The 18,865-nt window shown below is 64.7% G+C and carries 17 protein-coding genes and 1 tRNA gene; 9 read left to right on the forward strand and 9 right to left on the reverse strand.

The features are described 5' to 3' along the window. Positions 1-55: 55 nt before the first annotated feature. Entirely contained in the window at positions 56-559 is a 504-nt protein-coding gene (locus AC5Y4T_RS03560; protein WP_499950373.1) for a MarR family winged helix-turn-helix transcriptional regulator, read from the reverse strand. 74 nt (positions 560-633) lie between these two features. On the opposite strand from AC5Y4T_RS03560, the gene AC5Y4T_RS03565 reads away from it, so the two are divergent. The 3 genes from AC5Y4T_RS03565 (at position 634) to AC5Y4T_RS03575 (ending at position 5,131) form a co-directional block, all read left to right on the forward strand. After that, entirely contained in the window at positions 634-2,733 is a 2,100-nt protein-coding gene (locus AC5Y4T_RS03565) for an ABC transporter ATP-binding protein (protein WP_499915569.1), read from the forward strand. Then, positions 2,730-3,581: a CbiQ family ECF transporter T component gene (locus AC5Y4T_RS03570; RefSeq protein WP_499915570.1), complete on the forward strand. Its 852-nt coding sequence runs from the start codon at positions 2,730-2,732 to the stop codon at positions 3,579-3,581. Before AC5Y4T_RS03565 ends, AC5Y4T_RS03570 begins: the two co-directional genes overlap by 4 nt. Before the next feature lie 95 nt (positions 3,582-3,676). Beyond that, positions 3,677-5,131: an amino acid permease gene (locus AC5Y4T_RS03575; RefSeq protein ID WP_499915572.1), complete on the forward strand. Its 1,455-nt coding sequence runs from the start codon at positions 3,677-3,679 to the stop codon at positions 5,129-5,131. A 7-nt stretch (positions 5,132-5,138) separates the two neighbouring features. Here the strand turns inward: AC5Y4T_RS03575 and AC5Y4T_RS03580 are convergent, their stop codons facing one another. The 3 genes from AC5Y4T_RS03580 to AC5Y4T_RS03590 form a co-directional block, all read right to left on the reverse strand. Continuing rightward, positions 5,139-6,479, reverse strand: a complete 1,341-nt coding sequence (locus AC5Y4T_RS03580) for an ABC transporter substrate-binding protein (RefSeq protein ID WP_499916703.1) — start codon at positions 6,477-6,479, stop codon at positions 5,139-5,141. 79 nt (positions 6,480-6,558) lie between these two features. Next, positions 6,559-7,386 (reverse strand): carbohydrate ABC transporter permease, encoded by an 828-nt coding sequence (locus AC5Y4T_RS03585; protein WP_499915573.1) that lies wholly within the window; start codon positions 7,384-7,386, stop codon positions 6,559-6,561. Next, positions 7,373-8,257 (reverse strand): carbohydrate ABC transporter permease, encoded by an 885-nt coding sequence (locus AC5Y4T_RS03590; protein WP_499915575.1) that lies wholly within the window; start codon positions 8,255-8,257, stop codon positions 7,373-7,375. Before AC5Y4T_RS03590 ends, AC5Y4T_RS03585 begins: the two co-directional genes overlap by 14 nt. A gap of 58 nt (positions 8,258-8,315) precedes the next feature. On the opposite strand from AC5Y4T_RS03590, the gene AC5Y4T_RS03595 reads away from it, so the two are divergent. The 6 genes from AC5Y4T_RS03595 to AC5Y4T_RS03620 all read left to right on the forward strand — a co-directional run bounded on the left by AC5Y4T_RS03595 (position 8,316) and on the right by AC5Y4T_RS03620 (position 13,920). After that, positions 8,316-9,833 carry a TldD/PmbA family protein gene (locus AC5Y4T_RS03595; protein WP_499915576.1) on the forward strand — a complete coding sequence of 506 codons (1,518 nt, stop codon included), beginning with the start codon at positions 8,316-8,318 and terminating at the stop codon, positions 9,831-9,833. 49 nt (positions 9,834-9,882) lie between these two features. Further along, entirely contained in the window at positions 9,883-11,256 is a 1,374-nt protein-coding gene (locus AC5Y4T_RS03600) for a metallopeptidase TldD-related protein (RefSeq protein WP_499915577.1), read from the forward strand. A 40-nt stretch (positions 11,257-11,296) separates the two neighbouring features. After that, entirely contained in the window at positions 11,297-12,154 is an 858-nt protein-coding gene (locus AC5Y4T_RS03605) for a carboxymuconolactone decarboxylase family protein (RefSeq protein WP_499915579.1), read from the forward strand. Between the two features lie 387 nt (positions 12,155-12,541). Continuing rightward, positions 12,542-12,967, forward strand: coding sequence for a hypothetical protein (locus AC5Y4T_RS03610; RefSeq protein ID WP_499915580.1), 426 nt, complete (start codon positions 12,542-12,544; stop codon positions 12,965-12,967). Between the two features lie 380 nt (positions 12,968-13,347). Beyond that, a complete protein-coding gene (locus AC5Y4T_RS03615; protein WP_499916705.1) occupies positions 13,348-13,728 on the forward strand; it encodes a hypothetical protein in 381 nt (126 codons plus the stop codon). A 118-nt stretch (positions 13,729-13,846) separates the two neighbouring features. Further along, a tRNA-Ile gene (locus AC5Y4T_RS03620) sits at positions 13,847-13,920 on the forward strand. Positions 13,921-14,205: 285 nt separating this feature from the next. Here AC5Y4T_RS03620 and AC5Y4T_RS03625 read toward each other — a convergent pair. The 5 genes from AC5Y4T_RS03625 to AC5Y4T_RS03645 all read right to left on the reverse strand — a co-directional run bounded on the left by AC5Y4T_RS03625 (position 14,206) and on the right by AC5Y4T_RS03645 (position 18,811). Then, the gene (locus AC5Y4T_RS03625) at positions 14,206-14,601 is read right to left on the reverse strand and encodes a nitroreductase family deazaflavin-dependent oxidoreductase (RefSeq protein ID WP_499916707.1); all 396 of its coding nucleotides are present in this window, start codon (positions 14,599-14,601) and stop codon (positions 14,206-14,208) included. A gap of 40 nt (positions 14,602-14,641) precedes the next feature. Then, positions 14,642-15,055, reverse strand: a complete 414-nt coding sequence (locus tag AC5Y4T_RS03630; RefSeq protein ID WP_499915582.1) for a limonene-1,2-epoxide hydrolase family protein — start codon at positions 15,053-15,055, stop codon at positions 14,642-14,644. Between the two features lie 91 nt (positions 15,056-15,146). Further along, positions 15,147-16,262 carry an NDMA-dependent alcohol dehydrogenase gene (locus AC5Y4T_RS03635; protein ID WP_499915583.1) on the reverse strand — a complete coding sequence of 372 codons (1,116 nt, stop codon included), beginning with the start codon at positions 16,260-16,262 and terminating at the stop codon, positions 15,147-15,149. Further along, entirely contained in the window at positions 16,259-16,459 is a 201-nt protein-coding gene (locus tag AC5Y4T_RS03640; protein WP_499950367.1) for a ferredoxin, read from the reverse strand. The genes AC5Y4T_RS03635 and AC5Y4T_RS03640 overlap by 4 nt, the downstream gene beginning before the upstream one ends. A 3-nt stretch (positions 16,460-16,462) precedes the next feature. Continuing rightward, positions 16,463-18,811, reverse strand: coding sequence for a CaiB/BaiF CoA transferase family protein (locus AC5Y4T_RS03645; protein WP_499915586.1), 2,349 nt, complete (start codon positions 18,809-18,811; stop codon positions 16,463-16,465). Positions 18,812-18,865: the final 54 nt, after the last annotated feature.

Consider the following 18,865-nt stretch of genomic DNA (forward strand, 5'->3'; position numbering starts at 1 on the left):
CGCGCTTCAGGACTGCCACACCTTCAGGCGCCGGTCGCCGCGCTCGCTTAACTGTCTACCCTCGTCCTAGCTCCACCGTGGTGCGCCGGCCCGCGAGGGAGGTGCCGCGCGAGGCGTTGTCGAGCAGTCCGCGCAGCACGTCGACCGCTTGCACCAGCACCTGGCGGTCCGCGGGGTCGAGCAGAGCCAATTGCGGTTCGATCGCTGCGGCGCGGTCGGCCCGAACCGCGTTGAGCGTGCGCCTGCCCTCGGCCGTGATGCGGATCCGGACCGCGCGCGCGTCGCCCGGGTCGACCATCCGGGTGACCAGGCCCGCCTCCTCGAGGCGACGCACCTGCGTCGTCATCGTCGGTTGCGAACAGTGGTCGACGCCGGCCAGGTCACCGATTCGGGCTTCGCCGTGAGCTTCGATGGTGGCCAGCAGCCTGGCCTGCGCCGCAGGCAGTGGCATGTGGATGCGTTGGGTGGCCATGCGGTTGAGCCGCGCGACGACGGCGAGCAGATCGGCTCCCAGCCCCTGCGCTCCCTCGAGCTTTGCGGCATCGACGACGTTGTCCATGCATCCATGGTTGCATAGCTTTGCTAAGCGAGGCCAAAACGGCGACCCATGTCGCGTCGTGCGCAGATCACACGATGTATTGGCGGGGCATAGCGCTGCGGCCTGGCAGAATCGTTGAAGTGAAAACCCCACCCCCGGTCCGTTTGCGTGATCGGGGTGGACCCCTACAACCGACCGAGTTGGCACAGGCCTCGGTCATGGGTGCTCTGTGCGCGGTGATCGCCATCATCGCCACGGTGATCCCGTTCGCTCAGGGCTTGGCGCTGCTGGGCACGGTGCCCATGGCGCTGTTGGCCTACCGCTACCGGCTTCGAGTGCTCCTCGCCGCGACGGTCGCTGCCGGCATGATCACTTTTCTCATCTCCGGCCTCGGTAGCTTGGCGGCCGTCCTCAACTGCGTCTATATCGGCGGGTTGACCGGGCTGGTCAAACGCAAGGGCCGGGGCGCACCGACAGTGGTTGTCACGTCGTTTGTCGCCGGAGCCGTCGTCGGCGGCGTAACCGTCGGAATGCTGACAGTGCTAACTCGACTGCGGCACCTCATTTTTCAAGTCATGACCGCGAATGTCGATGGCGTCAAGGCATTCTTGGTGCGAGTACACCTGCAGGGAGTCGCCGCCGGTGTGCAGCGGGGCTTTACCTGGGGGCTGCATTACTGGCCGTGGTTGATGCTCGGCTATCTCACCTACGGGGTGATGATCTCGTCGTTGATCGGGTGGTGGGTACTTTCGCGGCTGTTGGAGCGCATGCACAACATTCCCGACGTGCACAAGCTGGACACCCCTGACAGCGCTGGATTGTCGGATGCCGCGATCGGTCCTGTGCCTGTGCGGTTGGTCGACGTGCGGTTCCGTTACCCCGGCGCGAGCCAAGACGCCTTGCGCGAGATGAGCCTGGACCTCCGGGTCGGCGAGCATGTCGCCGTCGTCGGCGCGAACGGTTCGGGGAAAACGACCTTGACGCTGATTCTGGCGGGCCGGGAACCGACGTCGGGCGCCGTGTATCGCCCTGGCGCAGTGGGTTTGGGGAGAGTCGGTGGCACGTCGCTCGTGCTTCAGCACCCCCAGACCCAGATTCTGGGCACCAGAGTGGCAGACGATGTGGTGTGGGGCCTGCCACCGGGCACCAAAGTCGACGTGAACCAGTTGCTGAGCGAGGTCGGCCTCGAGCGGCTCGCCGAGCGCGACACCGGCAGCCTGTCCGGCGGCGAGTTGCAGCGGCTGGCGCTGGCCGCCGCACTCGCCCGGGAGCCCTCGCTGTTGATCGCCGACGAGTTCACCAGCATGATCGACCAGCCGGGCCGCGAACTCTTGTTAGATGTCCTGTCGGGTCTACCCGAGCGGCACCGCACGGCCCTGGTGCACATCACGCACTTCGACAATGAGGCCGCATCGGCCGACCGCACGATCAATCTCAGCGAGTCATCCGATAACAGCGGCATGGTCGAGATCGCGCCAGCGCCGGTGCCGACCGGCGCCGCCACCCCCGGTTCCAACAAACCGGTCCTCGAGGTGGTGGGGGTCGGACACGAATACCACAGCGGTACGCCGTGGGCGAAGACGGCGTTGCGCGATATCAACTTCACGGTGGAGCAAGGTGATGGGCTGCTCATCCACGGCGGCAACGGCTCTGGCAAGTCGACTCTGGCGTGGATCATGGCCGGGCTGACTGTGCCCACCGAGGGCGTCTGCCTCATCGACGGCGAACCCACGCATCGGCACGTCGGCGCGGTGGCTTTGTCGTTCCAGGCCGCCAGGCTGCAGTTGATGCGCAGCCACGTCGACCGGGAACTGGCTTCAGTCGCGGGCTTTTCGCACCGCGACCACGATCGCGTGGCCGCCGCGCTGATCGCTGTCGGACTGGACCCGGCACTCGCCCAGCGGCGCATCGATCAGCTCAGTGGTGGACAAATGCGCCGCGTGGTGCTGGCCGGACTGCTGGCGTGTTCGCCCCGGGTCTTGATTCTCGACGAACCGTTGGCAGGGCTGGATGCCAGCAGCCAGCGCGGTCTTTTGCGAGTGCTTGCGAATTTGCGCCGTACCCGCGGCGTGACGTTAGTGGTCATTTCGCACGACTTCGTCGGGCTTGACGAGGTTTGTCCGCGCACTATCCGGTTGCGCGACGGTGCGCTGGAAACGGTGTCTACCACTGCCGCGGCGGGAGGCCTAGCGTGACGACAACCTCGACCGCGGCGACCAATGTGAATCGGCGGCGTTCCCCATCGGTCGTCCTGCTGGTCCCCGTTCCCGGACGATCGGCCATTCACGACCTGTGGGCCGGCACCAAGTTGCTGGTTGTGTTTGGCGTTTCGGTGCTTCTGACGTTTTACCCGGGATGGACGACGATCGCGTTGGTGGCGGCCCTGCTGGCGGCGGCGGTCTGGATTGCACGAATCCCGCGTGGTGCGCTGCCGCCGATTCCGCGGTGGCTGTGGGCCCTTCTCGCGTTGGGCTTTGTGACCGCGGCGCTGGCCGGCGGCAGCCCCACGGTGCCGATGGGCGGCGTGCTCATCGGGCTCGGTGGAGCGCTGCAATTCCTCAGGATCACCGCCCTGTCGATCGTGCTGCTGGGCCTCGGGGCGATGGTGTCGTGGACCACGAACGTTGCCGAAATCGCGCCTGCGGTAGCGACGTTGGGTCGTCCGCTGAGAGTGCTGCGCATTCCGGTTGACGAATGGGCGGTGGCCCTGGCTCTCGCGCTGCGCGCCTTCCCGATGCTGATCGACGAATTTCATGTGCTCTACGCCGCGCGGTTGTTGCGGCCCAACCGAATACCCTCAGGTCGCAGGGCACGGTTAAGGCAGCAGCGCCGGGGCGTGATCGACCTGATGGCCGCAGCGGTCGTCGTGACCCTGCGTCGGGCTGACGAGATGGGCGACGCTATCACCGCCCGCGGCGGCATCGGTCAGCTGTCCGCCAGCCCGGCACGGCCGAAACTGGCCGACTGGTTGACACTCGCCATCACCGTTGCCGTCTGCGTCGCCGCGGTAGTGATCGAGACGGTGCTTCCGCAAGTGGGCTGATCGCTGATTGCGTCATTTGGTGAAAGCGCCCCACGGTCCGACGCAGTTGCGGCAGGCTGCTTCATAATCAGCTGATCCGGCCACAGGAGGGGCGCTTGCCAGCCACGTCGATCAGCCTGAAAGAACAGATGCTGCGGCGGCGCCCGGTGGTGGGTGCGCACGCCGCGCACGGGGCCGCGGATCACCTCAAGCGCGGCATCGGAACGTTTCAGCTGACCATGTTCGGGGTTGGCTCGACGGTCGGCACCGGCATCTTCTTCGTCATGTCGCAGGCGGTCCCCGAAGCGGGGCCGGGCGTGATCGTCTCCTTCCTTCTCGCTGGTATCGCCGCTGGGCTCGCGGCCCTCTGTTACGCCGAATTGGCCTCGGCGGTGCCGGTTTCCGGGTCGTCGTATTCGTATGCGTACACCACGCTGGGAGAGGTCGTGGCCGTGGGCGTGGCGGCCTGCCTGCTACTGGAATACGGGGTGGCGACCGCGGCGGTCGCGGTCAACTGGAGCGGCTATCTGAATAAATTGCTGAGCAATGTCCTGGGATTCCAGCTGCCGCAAGCCCTGTCGGCCGCGCCGTGGGACACCCAACCCGGATACGTGAACGTGCCTGCGGTCCTGCTGATCGCCATGTGCGCGTTGTTGCTCATCCGCGGCGCCAGCGAATCGGCCAAGGTCAACGCGATCATGGTGATGATCAAACTCGGCGTATTGGTCGTGTTCGCCGTCGTCGCCTTCACGGCGTTCGACGCGAGCCATCTCCGTGACTTCGCGCCCTTCGGCGTTTCCGGTATCGGTTCGGCCGCCGGCACCATTTTCTTCTCCTACATCGGCCTCGACGCCGTGTCCACCGCGGGCGACGAGGTGAACAACCCGCAGAAAACCATGCCGCGCGCGCTGATCGGCGCGCTGCTGACCGTCACCGGCGCCTACGTCCTCGTCGCGGTCGCCGCACTGGGCACCCAGCCGTGGCAGGACTTCGCCGGCCAGCAGGAAGCCGGGCTGGCCACGATTCTTGACAACGTCACCCACGGCGGTTGGGCCGGCACGATTCTGGCTGCGGGAGCGGTCATTTCGATCTTCAGCGTCACGTTGGTCACCATGTACGGCCTCACCCGCATCCTGTTCGCGATGGGCCGTGACGGGCTACTGCCCGCCAGGTTCGCGACGGTGAACGCACGCACCATGACCCCGGTGACCAACACGGTGATCGTCGCCATCGTGGCCTCGACCCTGGCCGCCTTCATCCCGCTGCAGAAGCTCGCCGACATGGTGTCGATCGGCACGCTCACCGCGTTCGTCGTCGTATCCGTCGGAGTAATCATCTTGCGGGTGCGCGAGCCTGATCTGCCACGAGGATTCAAGGTCCCGGCTTATCCCGTCACACCGATTCTTTCGGTGGCGGCCTGCGGCTACATCCTCGCCAGCCTGCACTGGTACACCTGGGTCGCATTCACCGGCTGGGTGGTGCTGGCGTTGATTTTTTATTTCGTGTGGGGTCGCCACCACAGCGCGCTCAACGACGAGGTGGTCGAGTCCTCATCGGACGATGTCCGGTAACCAGAACTCACTGGCGCGCCGCGGCGGCGTTGGCCGCCGCCTGAGCCCGCTGCAATATCGCCGCGACATCGCCGCGGCCCAAGAACATTTCGTCGAAGTACGGTTGCAACGCGTCGTTGCCGGCGGCGAAGCCTGCCCCTCCGGGGGCGGGGATGCGCGGACCGTTCAGCACGGCGAAGAAGGGCGTGACGTCGACACCCCGGGTGGCCCAATACCGGAAGTAGACAGGCTGGGCGGTGGGCACCGCGGGGATTGCCGCGCCGTAGCGCCCCAGGTATTCGTTGCCCTGTTTACTGCCCATCCAGGCCAACACCTGGCGCACGGCGTCGGGGTGCTTCGTCGCCGCATTGCCCGCCGCCGCAATGCCATTGGTGACGCTGACCCGTCCCGCGGGGCCGGCGGGCATCATCGCCACACCCCAATGGAAGCGGGCATCGCGCGCGACCGGCGCCAGGTTGTAGGTGCCGGATTGAAAGAGAGCCATTCTGCCGGCCAAAAACTGATTGCGGGAAAAGTCGCCGTTGTCGTTGGTGTCGGCGGCGGGTGGCGCGACGTGGTCGCGGTTGATCAGGTCGACCAGATACCGGAAGGCCGTCACTGCGGCGGGGTTGTCGAAGGCGAAAGAGTCGCCCCGCTGGAACACGCCGCCGGCCGAACCGATGTAGTTCAGGTAGATGCCCTGGGGATCGTTGGCCGCGTTGTAGGCCCACCGTCGCACCCGCCTCGCGTCGAAATATGGTGTGTCGCCTCGGTTTCCATCGGCGTCGACGGTGAGCCGGCTCAGCAGTGGACGCAAAGTGTCACCGTCGCCGGGGCTCCACCGCAGGGTATTCAGCTGGGCCGGATCGACGCCCGCGGCGGCGAGAAGATCTGCGTTGTAGTACAACGCGATTCCAGCGTCGGTCAGCTGCGGCACGCCCCACAGCGTGCCGTTTCGAGTGAACTGCTCGACTACCGGCCGCTCCCACTCCGAATCGGCCTTGGACCCAAGCACTTCGCCGATGTTCAGGAGCCGGCCACTGTCGGCATACGCCGCGAGGTAGGCGTTGGACAGCCAGAAAATGTCGTCGGCGCTGCCACCGGCCACATCGGTGCGCAGGGTGTTGAAGTAGGTCGAGTACGCCACCAGGTTCAGGTGTACCTCGATGCCGGGATGGGCGCGGTTGAAGGCCTCGAAGGATTGTCGATAGGCCGCACCGAGCTGGTCGCCCCAGACGCGGACCGTGACGACAGTCTTGCCACCATGCGGCTGCGCGGAGTAATCCAGCAGCACCGCCATCGCGGCCAGCAGCACCGCCACCAGCGCGATCGATCCCGCGACCAGTGTGGAAAAGCGCGGCCGCATCACCGTGCGCACCCAGATTGCCATGGGGGTCGTGAATTCGCGGAACGAACAGCCACGGCGGCAATCTCGCCGCATCGGCGCCTCACTTGAGTCCCGATACGACGATTGAGGCGACGATATGGCGCTGGAAGACCACGAACAGTACGATCAGCGGGGCCATCGCGACCGTGGTTGCCGCCATCACCAACGTCCATTGGGAATTGAACCGCGACTGCAGGTCGGCGGTCGCGACGGTGAGCACGCGCCACTTGTGGCCGCTGGTGATCACCAACGGCCACATGAAGTTGTTCCACTGCGAAACCACGGTGATCAACGCCAGTGCTGCCAGGACAGCGCGACTGGACGGAATCACCACGTGCACAATCACGTCCAAGGTTTTCGCGCCGTCCAGTCGAGCGGCGTTGATCAGATCGTTCGGGATGATCCGAAAGTGCTCACGCAGCAAGAAGATCGCGTACGGCGAGCCGAACATGAACGGCAGCACCAAGGCCCAAAACGTGTTGCGCAGACCGAGCTGAGCCATCATGAGATACATCGGCACCACCGTGACCGTCCCCGGCACCATCAGCGTCGCGATGTACACCCAGAACAGCGCGTCACGGCCGGGGAACTGCAAACGGGCGAAGGCATATGCGGCCAGCACCGAAAAGGTCAACTGGCCCACCAGAATCACCGCCGTCATCAAGGCGGTCACCGCCGCCGCGCGGCCGAACCCCGCCCCGCCCAGGTTGGCGAAATTCGACAGCGTGGGTGGCCGCGGCAGCTGCAACGGGCTGCCCGTGACGAACTGGTGTGCAGAGGTGAACGACGTCATCAGTCCAAGCGCGAACGGCGCCAAGGTGATCAACGCGCCCAGCGACAGTCCGGCATAAATCACCGCATTGGACGTGATCCGGCTAGGTGAGGTCATAGCTGATCCGTCTCCGGAAATACAGATGCTGTACCAGGGTGACGCCGATCAGGATCACGAACAGCACCACCGCCATCGCCGACGCGCGGCCGATGGCCGCCGAACCGAAAGCCTCGGCGTAGATGCGATGGGCCACCAGGTCGGTGCTGCCGGCCGGTCCGCCGCCGGTGAGCGCGTACACCATGTCGAAAACCTGTGCCGTGCTGACGATCCCGGTCACTAACACGAAGAAGGTCGTCGGTCGCAGCATGGGCATGGTGATGCGCCAGAACCGCTGCCATGCGGTGGCGCCGTCGGTGCGTGCGGCGGCGTGGACGTCCTCGGGAATCGCCAGCAGGCCCGCCAGAAACGACAACGAGACGTAGCCGACGTTGGTCCACACCACCACGGCCGATACCAGCGGCAGCGCAAAGCTGGGATCCGACAGCCATTCGATGCTGTGCCCCAGCACAGTGCTGACGGCGCCGTCCGTGGGAGCCAGGATCCAGCGCCATAGCACCGCGATGGCCAGCGGCGCGCAAATCCACGGGAGCACGAACAGGGTGCGAAACAGATTGGTGCCGCGAAGCTGCCGCGCCAGCATGGTCGCGGCCAGCAGTCCCAAGACGGTCTGCGCCGGCACCACGATCGCCACGAAGATGACCGTGACGATCAGGGAGTTGCCGAATCCGGCGTCGGTCAGGACCGAGCGCCAGTTGGACAGGCCGACGAAGTGCAGCGGGCCGAGGAGATCCCAGCGGCACAGGCTCAGCCAAAGCACGACCAGGATGGGCAGCAGCAAAAAGGCGAGCACGCCGAACAGGCTGGGCGCCAGCAGCGCGTAGCCCAGCGCGGTAGATCGAGGGTGAATCCCGCGTACCGCGCTGGCCATGGGGTAATTAAAGCGGGCGCTGGCGGGGTTTGGGCTGACCGGTCGTTACGGTGGAAGCGTGACACCGAACCGGGGGATCGATGCCGACTTCCTGGAGCTGCCGCGCCACGATTTGGCCGAAGCCGCGCTCTCGGCGGCCACAGCGGCCGGGGCGACGCACGCCGACCTGCGGGTTCATCGCATCATCACCGAGATCATCCAGCTGCGCGACGGCGAGCTGGAGACCGCGGTGATCAATCGCGAGGTGGGCCTGGCGGTGCGATTGATCGTCGACGGCACCTGGGGATTCGCCTCGCACGCGGAGCTGGTGCCGTCGGTGGCCGCCGAGACGGCTCGGCGCGCAGTGCACGTCGCGACCACGCTGGCGACGCTGAGCAGCGAGTGCGTCGAGCTGGCGCCCGAACCGGTCTACGCGGACGCGGCCTGGGTGTCGGACTACCGAATCGATCCGTTCGACATCTCGACGACCGACAAGATCGCCGTGCTGGAGGACTACTCCGGTCGGCTGCTGAGCGCCGACGGCGTCAACCACGTGTCGGCGGTGCTGACCGCCGTCAAGGAGCAGACGTTTTACGCCGACACCTTCGGATCCTCGATCACCCAGCAGCGGGTGCGGGTATTGCCCTCGCTGGAGGCGGTGACCGTCGACCCCGCGGCCGGCAGCTTCGATTCGATGCGGACGCTGGTGCCGCCGATGGGGCGGGGCTGGGAGGCCGTGGCCGGCGACGAGGTGTGGAACTGGAGCGACGAGCTGGCGCAGCTGCCGTCATTGCTGGCCGAAAAAATCAAGGCGCCCAGCGTTATTCCAGGGCGCAAAGACCTGGTGATCGACCCGACCAACCTGTGGCTGACGATTCATGAATCAATCGGGCACGCAACCGAATACGATCGTGCGATCGGCTACGAGGCCGCCTACGCGGGAACGTCGTTCGCCACGCCGGACAAGCTGGGCACCATGCGGTACGGGTCGCCGGTGATGAACGTGACGGCGGATCGCACCGTCCAATTCGGCTTGGCCACCATCGGTTACGACGATGAAGGCGTGGCCGCGCAAAGCTGGGATCTGGTGCGTGACGGGATCTTCACCGGCTACCAGCTTGACCGGGTGTTCGCCCAGCGGCTGGGCCGGCCGCGCTCCAATGGATGCTCGTACGCCGACTCGCCGCATCATGTGCCGATCCAGCGGATGGCCAACGTGTCGCTGCAGCCCGCCCCCGACGACATCAGCACCGACGACTTGATCGGCCGGGTCGAGGACGGCATCTACATCGTCGGTGACAAGTCATGGTCAATCGACATGCAGCGCTACAACTTCCAGTTCACCGGCCAGCGTTTCTTCGCGATCCGTGACGGCCGGCTGGACGGTCAGTTGCGTGACGTCGCGTATCAGGCCACCACGACCGAGTTCTGGAATTCGATGGAGGCGGTGGGGGGCCCGTCGACCTGGCGCCTGGGTGGCGCGTTCAACTGCGGCAAGGCTCAGCCGGGCCAGATCGCGGCGGTCAGCCACGGCTGCCCGTCGGCACTGTTCCGCGGCGTCAACGTGCTCAATACCCGCACCGAGGGCGGCCGATGATCCGCGCCGGCGACGATGCAGAGTGGAGCGATGCTGAGGAGCGGCGCCGATGATCACTGCGCAGCATGTCGTCAACATCGTGCTCGATGAGGCGGCCAAGCTCGGCCGCGCCGACGAGACCATGGTGCTGGTCACCGATAAGGTCGAAGCGACACTGCGGTGGGCGGGCAATTCGATGACTACCAACGGGGTTTCGGTCAGCCGCAGCGTGACGGTGATTTCGGTGGTGCGGCGCGGGTCCACTGCGCGCATCGGCACGGTCGTGTCCGCCGAGGCCGATCCACGAGTGCTGCCCGGGCTGGTTGCGGCATCGCAGGAGGCGGCTAGCGCCGCGCCAGAGGCTGGCGATGCCGCGCCGCTGCTCGCCGATACCGGCGTGCCCGTCGATTGGGACGCGCCGGTGCCGGGCACCGGGCCCCTGGTTTTCTCCGACGTCGCCGACTCGCTGAGCCGTGGCTTCCGCGGCGATGACCGACTTTATGGCTTTGCCCACCATAGTGTTTCGACGACATTCCTGGCGTCGTCGACCGGATTGCGCCGACGTTTCACCCAGCCCACCGGTGCGGTGGAGATCAACGCCAAACGCGGCGATGCCAGCGCCTGGGCTGGCGTCGGAACACCTGACTTCGTCGATGTGCCAACGGATTCGCTGCTCGAGCAGCTCTCGATGCGACTGGGCTGGGCGCAGCGCAGTGTCGAGTTACCGGCGGGCCGCTACGAAACGATCATGCCGCCGTCGACGGTGGCCGACATGATGATCTACATGGCCTGGTCGATGGCGGGCCGCGGCGCCCAGGAGGGCCGGACCGCGTTCTCGGCGCCCGGCGGCGGAACCCGGGTGGGGGAGCGGCTCACCGACCTGCCGCTGACGCTTTTTTCCGATCCCATGGCTCCCGGCCTCGCCTGCACGCCGTTCGTCGCGGTCAGCAGTTCCTCGGAGACGGTGTCGGTGTTCGACAACGGGGCGGAGATCAACCAGGTGGACTGGATCCGCGACGGGGTGATCAACGCGCTGGCTTATCCGCGGGCCACGGCCGCCAAATACGATGCCGACGTTGCAATCGCTGCCGACAATCTCGTGATGACCGGGGGAACGGCCAGTCAGGACGACATGATCGCGGCCACCGAGCGCGGCCTGCTGCTGACCACGCTGTGGTACATCCGCGTCGTCGACCCCACCACGCTGTTGTTCACCGGGCTGACCCGCGACGGCGTCTACCTCATCGAGGACGGCAAGGTGACCGCTGCGGTCAACAACTTCCGGTTCAACGAGAGTCCGCTCGACCTCCTGCGACGGGCCACCGAGGCCGGCGTCAGCGAGAAGACCCTGCCGCGCGAATGGGGCGATTGGGCCACCCGGGCGGCCATGCCGTCGCTGCGGATACCCGATTTCCACATGTCATCGGTGAGCCAGGCCCAGTAATTCTTTGCCGCCCGGCAGCGCACGTTCTAGCGTGTGACGAATGGCGGCTCCGGTTTCTGTTCGCGAAGACCAGCTCACCCGGTTGGTGTCGTTATGCCCCGGTGATGGTCGCACCGCGGCGCTGGTTCGGCGGGTGTGCGCACAGACGATGTCGCTGTCGCCGTTGCCCGCGAGCGTCGAGGTGGGCGAGCCGCAATCGGAAGCCGAGGCCGCCGTCACCGTGTTCGCCGAACAATTCAGCGCCGACGTCTCGTCGGTGACCGCCGAGCAGCGGACGCGGTTGTGGAAGCAGCTAGGGGACCGCACCTTTGGCGTCGTCGTGCAGATGTACCTCGCCGACTTCATTCCCCGGGTACGGGCCGGGCTGGAAGCGCTCGGGGTCGGTGCGCAGTATCTGGGCTGGGTTGCCGAACCGATCAGCTGGGATCACACCACCGAACCGGCGGATCCGGTGTTCAACGACTTTTTAATCGCGGTGGCGCGAATGCGTGCGCTCGACCCCGTGACCTCCGAGCTGGTTCGGCTGCGCGGGGCGGCGCAGCACAATTGCCGCTTGTGCAACTCGCTTCGCGAGGGCGGCGCGCTTGATGCCGGCGGTTCGGAAAAGCTGTACGAGGAGATCGAGCGCTTCGAGTCGTCGAGTTTGCTCGACGACCGCGCTAAAGCAGCGCTGCGCTATGCCGATGCGTTAATTTGGACCCCTGCGCACCTCGCCGCCGATGATGTCGCCGAGGTGCGCTCCCGGTTCTCCGAGGCCGAAGCCGTGGAACTCACCTTCGACATCATGCGCAATGCCAGCAACAAAATAGCCGTGTCGTTGGGCGCTGACGCGCCGCGCGTCGAGAACGGCACAGAACGGTACTTGCTCGACGCCGACGGCCAGACGGTGTTCAGCTGACATTTGCGGATGCGGGCTGGGCGGAGCCGAGCTTTAAGGCTCTTAGCTGTCGGCGCCCCTGACGCCGAGCAGCAGCCGTTTGTCGCGCTTCCGGCGCGGCTTGGCGGCCAGGCCCGCGGTCAGACATCCCGGGCCGAGGGCACCAAATGTTAACCATCCATACACTGACTCGCAAGTGTCCGTTTCCGCTGTATGCGGGGGCCATTCGCTACTTTTAGCCCGGTCGCCGACACTGAAACGACACCGAAAAGTGGCGGTAACCAGATGGCAGCGTGGCCCGAGCACGATTGCCACCGACCGTGCGTCATTGGCCGGCGGTCGTAGGGCTTGTTCAGCTTGGGGTTGCGCCGGAAGCGACTGCGTTCTCGCGCAGAGGGAGGTTCGGAAATGACCAGCACCCGTACACGTTCGCGCGTTCGAGTGTCGTCGGTGTGGGCTGCCGGTGTTGCGTTGGGCGCCTCGATGCTCGGCGGGGCTGTGCTGTCCGCTCCGTTAGCCTCGGCTACCTGCAATTTGAGTCCGGCCGACGATCAGTACATCAAACTGTTGGCGCAGAACAAGATGGTGCACAACGCCGACTACAGCGATTGCCATGAGGCCGCCGAGGGCCGTTGGTTCGCCGATCAGGTGCGGGCCAACCCCAATCCATTCGGCGAGGGCCAGGAGCTGATCAACATGATCACCCGCACCACGCCGATGACCCAGGAGCAGGCGGAGTGGGAGGTCGAGTCGGCCATTTACGTCTACGCGCCCGAACTGATTCCCAAGATCAAAGATCAAGCGGCGAAAGCAAACTGGCCGGCCGAGTCTTAGGCATCCCAGCGTCGTTGCGGCGCAATGGTTTTGTGTTTCAGAACGTCAGCGGCCGTGAGGGCTTTGCTCTCCGGCCGCTTTCGTTTGTCAGCATTGGCTAACTCAGGACTGCCATGATGCACCGTTGATCAACGGCGTCAGCAAGCCGTGTGGCACTGCTGCTTTTGGGCTTCATATCGTTGCCGCATTGAGCCCGAAGAATTTCTCGCACAGTAAGTTTTGGCTGATTGCTGTTCACCCGTTGTTCGTAGGAATCGTCGTTTGCCGCGCTGATCGGCGGTGGTATCCGCTCTCTGCCGCGAGAGAAAAAGTAGCAAATTTCCACGACAAGGGGGTCCGCAGAAGTGACAACGACACGATTGCGCGTGCAGGTGCTGACGGTGGGGGCCGCCGGTTTTGCGCTGGGGGCCGCGATGTTCGGTGGCGCTGCGGTGTCAGCGCCGCGGGCTGCGGCGGCCTGTAATTTGAGTCCGGCAGACGATCAGTACATCAAACTGTTGGCGCAGAACAAGATGGTGCACAACGCCGACTACAGCGATTGCCACGAGGCCGCCGAGGGCCGCTGGTTCGCCGATCAGGTTCGGGCCAACCCCAATCCGTTCGGTGAGGGCCAAGAGCTGATCAACATGATCACCAGAACCACCCCCATGACCCAGGCGCAGGCGGAGTGGGAGGTCGAGTCGGCGATTTTCGTCTACGCGCCAGAGCTGATTCCCAAGATCAAGGCTCAAGCCGGGCAGGCAGGGCCGGCTCCCTCATAGCCGCGCGGGATATGAGGCGGGTCGCCCGCTGGGCGCCTCAGTCCTTAAGGATGTGCCGCCGCCCGACGGACGTTGGTTCCGGTCTTCCGCTACGGTTTCCTACGGAACTACTCCGTCGGGGGCGGTAGCTCAGTTGGTTAGAGCCGCGGACTCATAATCCGTTGGTCGCGGGTTCGAGCCCCGCCCGCCCCACCGAAAAGGTGTATGACCTCGGGTGATGCGTGACACTTCGTCTTCGGCTGATAGGTGACAGTGTTTTGGCTGATGCTTGACAGTTACTTCGGCTGATCCTTGACACTCCCTAGACGAGTGAGTTAACCGTCGCCGAGCAGGTTGGCGGTAATCAGCGATGCGTTGTCGGTGTCGCAGGGGACCGGTCGCACCGGTCGGTGGGTTGTCAGCATAAGTGCCCCGCGGTGTTGGAGTTGCGGCGCTCGCAACCCCACTGGCTCAACTTCTTCGTTCTGCCGCCCAAAGTCACTGAGTGGAATTGACTTTGGTCAACACCAGCGCCGCTTCGTTGTACGGAAACAGGCGGTAGAAGACACCAGATGGCCCCGTGACGAGCGTTGCGGCCGCAGCCTTACTTAGGAGGCGGGGGTTGGCTAGCGCGGTACTCTTGCCGCGCTTGTGCAGCACTGCCTGTCCACCGGCGAATACATTCTTCAACCAGTCCGACTTCAGCCCATACCCGATGAGAAAGACGAAGCCTTCGCGGATGGGAAAAACTAACAGCGGCGTTCGATAACGCCTGCCTGATTTGCGTCCGACATGTTCGAGTGTGCACAGGCCTGGAAGCCACGGCGCGATCGACCGAGCTGCTGGATTGGTGACTTGGCTGTTGAAGTCTGCGACCGCCCTTGGCACCCGCATCATTCCCCCTCGTTCACGACCAACCTGGTGATGTGCCGACTCACGCGGACGCAGGAACGAGGGCGCTGATGTCCTCGCCTTGAAGAAGCCGCACCGTCAGATTCAGGTCGAAATAGTCGGTCCAGCGAGTGATTCTCCCATCGTCATCGACGACGAAGGTCCCCATCACTGGGATGGCCGGCTTGCTTCCGTCGGGAGCCTGAATATAGTCCAGGCGTTCGGTGAGCACCACGCAACCATCGCTCGCGAGGTTGACGATTTCGAAGGCGTAGGCGTCCGGAAACATCGCGAACTGGGCGGCCATGTTCTCTACGATGGCGTCCGGTCCAGTGAAGGCGGGCATTCCCACGTTCTGATAAACGGCGCCTTCGGCGAGGAGAGGACGCAACGCTTCGGCGTCCCGCTGCTCCATCAAGGTACAAAAGTTGCGAACTACGTCGGCTGGTGACGACATGAGTGAATCCCTTCACGGCGTTGAGGTGGCTGACACTGTTTCGGCTGAGACGTGACGGACATTTCGGTTGGTCCTTCACACTTCCTGAGAGTCAGTGATCGTGAATGATCACCCCGCGGATGTTGCGGCCGGCGAGCATGTCGTCGTAGGCCTCATTGATGTCGTCGAGCTTGTACTCGGTGGTGACGGCTTCGTCGAGCAACAGCTTGCCGCTTCGATAGAGGCTGATCAGTCGAGGGATGTCGGCCCGCGGGTTGGCTTCGCCGTACAGGCTGCCCAGCAGGCGTTTCTGGAACAGCGTGAACAACGTCAGCGGCAGCGTCGGCGTCACATCGGACATCGATGCCAGGGCGGTGGCCACCACGGCACCGCCCTTCCGCACCGCGTTGAGCGCGTCGTTGATCATCGCGCCTTCGAGCACGCCTGGCGTGAGGATGGCCGAGTCGGCCATGACTCCGCGCGTAATCTCGCCAACTAACTGCGTTGCTTCCTCCATCGAGGCGGCAAAGTGAGTGGCCCCGAACTGAAACGCTTTGTCGCGCTTGCTCGGCTCGATATCAACCACGACGATTTGCTCCGCCCCTGCCAGCCGCGCGCCCTGAATGGCGCCGCTGCCGATCCCGCCACAACCGACAACAACGACCACGTCGCCGGGACTGACGTTCGCGGTATTGACGGCCGAACCCCAGCCGGTGGTGACGCCGCAGCCGAGCAGACACACGCGCGACAACGGCACATCCTTGTCGATCTTGACGACGGAGGCCTCCGACAACACGCCCCACTGCGCAAAACTACCGACGCCGGAAAGTGCTCCGATGCCCTGGCCGCGGGCTCGGCGCCGGAAGGTACCGTCGGCCTGGACCCCCGCCAGGATGATCGCCCCGTAATCGCAAAGGTTCTGACGGCCCGTGGCGCACCAGCGGCAGCGACCGCACGCCGGCAGGAACGACGTGACCACATGGTCGCCCACCGCTAGATCGCGCACTCCCGGACCAACCTCTTGGACGATGCCCGCCCCTTCGTGTCCACCTATCAAGGGAAAACTCACCCCGAACATGTCGCCGGTGCGGATGTGGTGGTCGGAATGGCAAAGGCCGGTGGCTTCGAACTGGACGAGTAGCTCGCCTTCCTGTGGCGGATCGAGTTCGATCTCTTCCACCGACCACCGCTCGTTCAGCCCCCACAGAACTGCACCATTGCTCTTCATGGCGACTCCTTGATGATATGTATGGCACGCTCGGGGCAGTTCGCGATGGCATTGTGCGCCCGGTCTTCCCATCCGGGAGGAATATTTTCGACGGTGACGAATGCGATTCCGTCGTCGTCGATATCGAAGATCTCCGGATATGTTGCGTAACAACGGCTGTGGCCTTGACACATTTCCGCGTCGACACGAAGCTTCACCGTTCAGTCCAATCCGCCCGGTCGGTTCCCGATGACGCCGTGCTCTGTCAGCGCCGCTATCGATGCGGCGTCGAGGCCGAGTAGGTCGCCGAGGATGCTCGCGTTGTGCTGCCCTAAGGTCGGCGCTGCTGACCGATACCACGTCTCAACGCTGCGGTACTTGAAGGGAATCGCCGGCACGTGATGCCGTCCCACGATGGGATGGTCCAGGCTTTCGAAGAAGCCCCGTGCGGCAAGCTGAGGGTGCATCGAACCCACCCTGGCGTCTGCCAAATCCGCAGCCGGAACACCATATTCAACGAGCAACTCTGCCGCGGCCGCGGAATCCTGGTTGCCGGCCCATTGCTCGAGATGCTTATCGATCACATCGTGTGCCCGCAACCGCCCATCGTGGGTGTCCAACGTGGGGTCACTCGCCCAATCCGGTTCACACAGAGCCGACTTCAGTCGTCGCCACTGCTCATCCGTGGCGACCGAAATCGCCAGCCACCGCTCGGTCCCCTCGCATTGATAGAGCCCTTGTGGGGCGGCGTCGCGGCTCCGATTTCCCAGTCGCGATATCAGGTTCCCGTAGGCGGTGGATTCGACAACCTGCTCGGCGGCTGCGTTGAGCGCGGCCTCAACCATTGAGACTTCGATGAACGAGCCGCGGCCCGTTTGATCCCGTTGGCGGAGGCCGGTGAGCATGGCGAATGCGGAGTGCATTCCTGCCAGTGGGTCACACGGGCCGCGGGGGATTCGCGGCTGGTCGTACTCGTGGCCGGTCACCCAAGCCATTCCGGTCATCTGTTCCATCGTTTGCGCGAAACCCACGTTGTTGCGCCATGGTCCGTCGAGTCCGAACGCAGGCATCCGGACCATCACGATTCGGGGGTTCTGCTCACTGACGGCCTCCCACGTGATGGCGAAATTGTCGAAGACGCGGGGCGAGAAGTTCTCGACCAGAACGTCCGAACATCTGACGAGTCCGAACAACAGTTCCCGCCCGTCGGGAGAGGACAGGTCGAGGGTGAGCCCCCGCTTATTGGCGTTGGTCGCCAGGTACATCCCCGACCGCTCCCACCACTGAGCTTGATCGGCGAACGCTGCGGCCGCCATCCGTGCGCCATCAGGATGGTCCGTCGACTCCAGGTGAATGACCTCAGCGCCGAGCGCGGCGAGAATGTGGGTGGAGGAGGGGCCCGCCCACCACGCTGTCGCGTCGAGAATCCGTACCCCTTCCAAAGGAAGTCGCGGTGCACGGTCGGCGGCGGTCGCAATCCTGCTGTGGGTGGGCGCTTTTGCCATTTCGCCGAGGAAAGGAGCACCGGCTGTTGGGGCGGGTCGTCGGCCATTGATCTGGTAGGGCGCCAACGGGTGGGTGAAGCTGCCGTCGGCATACGTGCCCCACACACCGCGCGCCGCGAACTGAGGGTGGTCCAACACGGTCTGGCCATTGTTTACCGGTGAGACCGGGATCCGCAGATCGGAGGCCAACGCGACGATCTCCTCTGTGGAATGTTGCGTCGTCCATTCCCGCACAATCTGATTCCACTCCTCCCGCCGTTCCCACCGCGTCGTGGCGAGGGCCCACGCCGGGTCATCGTCGAGCAGGTCCAGTCGGCCGATCATCGCCAGGAACGACTCGAATTGTTGGCGGGTATTGGTGTTAAAGCCCACCCATCCGTCCGCGGTCGGTTCGATGGAAGGGGTTTCCACCTGTCGGGCCGGCACGGGCAAAGGGGGACGACCGGCCAACTCGTGGTAGAGGTCGGCGAATCCGCTGGCGCTGAGGTGGCACGTCTCCAGCAACGAGCAGTCGATGATTTCACCAGCACCGCCGAGTTGAACCCGCCGCAATGCGCCAAGCGCCCCAACGGCGGCGTAGCTGGCCATGACCCATTCGAATACTCGACCACCCGCTTGAATGGGTGGTTGGTCCGGACGGCCTCGCAACGCCAGGGTTCCGCTCTCGGCCTGGATCGTGAACTCCGTCGAGGGTCGGTCTCGGTAGGGTCCGGTCAATCCGTACGGAGTCAATGCCACGATCACCAGGTGTGGCGCGCGCCGTAGGAGGGCCTCGCGGTCGAGTGCCCCAGGGCCGAGAGAATCGACGAACACATCGGCGGAAACGATCAGCGCCTCTAGGTCGGTCAGCGAAGTGCCAAGGACTGAACGCTTGCCGGCGTTCAAGAATTTGAACAGCGCGCCGGCGTCGCTTTGCGCGCCAAACGTTCTGCGGCGGAACGGATCCCCGCCTGGATCCTCTATCTTAATGACCTCTGCTCCGAGGTCGGCGAACAACTTGGTGCAGTACGGGCCCGAAATTTCCGTCGCCCACTCGACGACACGAACCCCACGCAGAGCGGTCATCGTGCTGCTTTCCGCGTCAATGTCGGCTGAAGTGAGTTAGCCACCCGGATAAGT

Source organism: Mycobacterium sp. NGS11 (assembly GCF_059813315.1).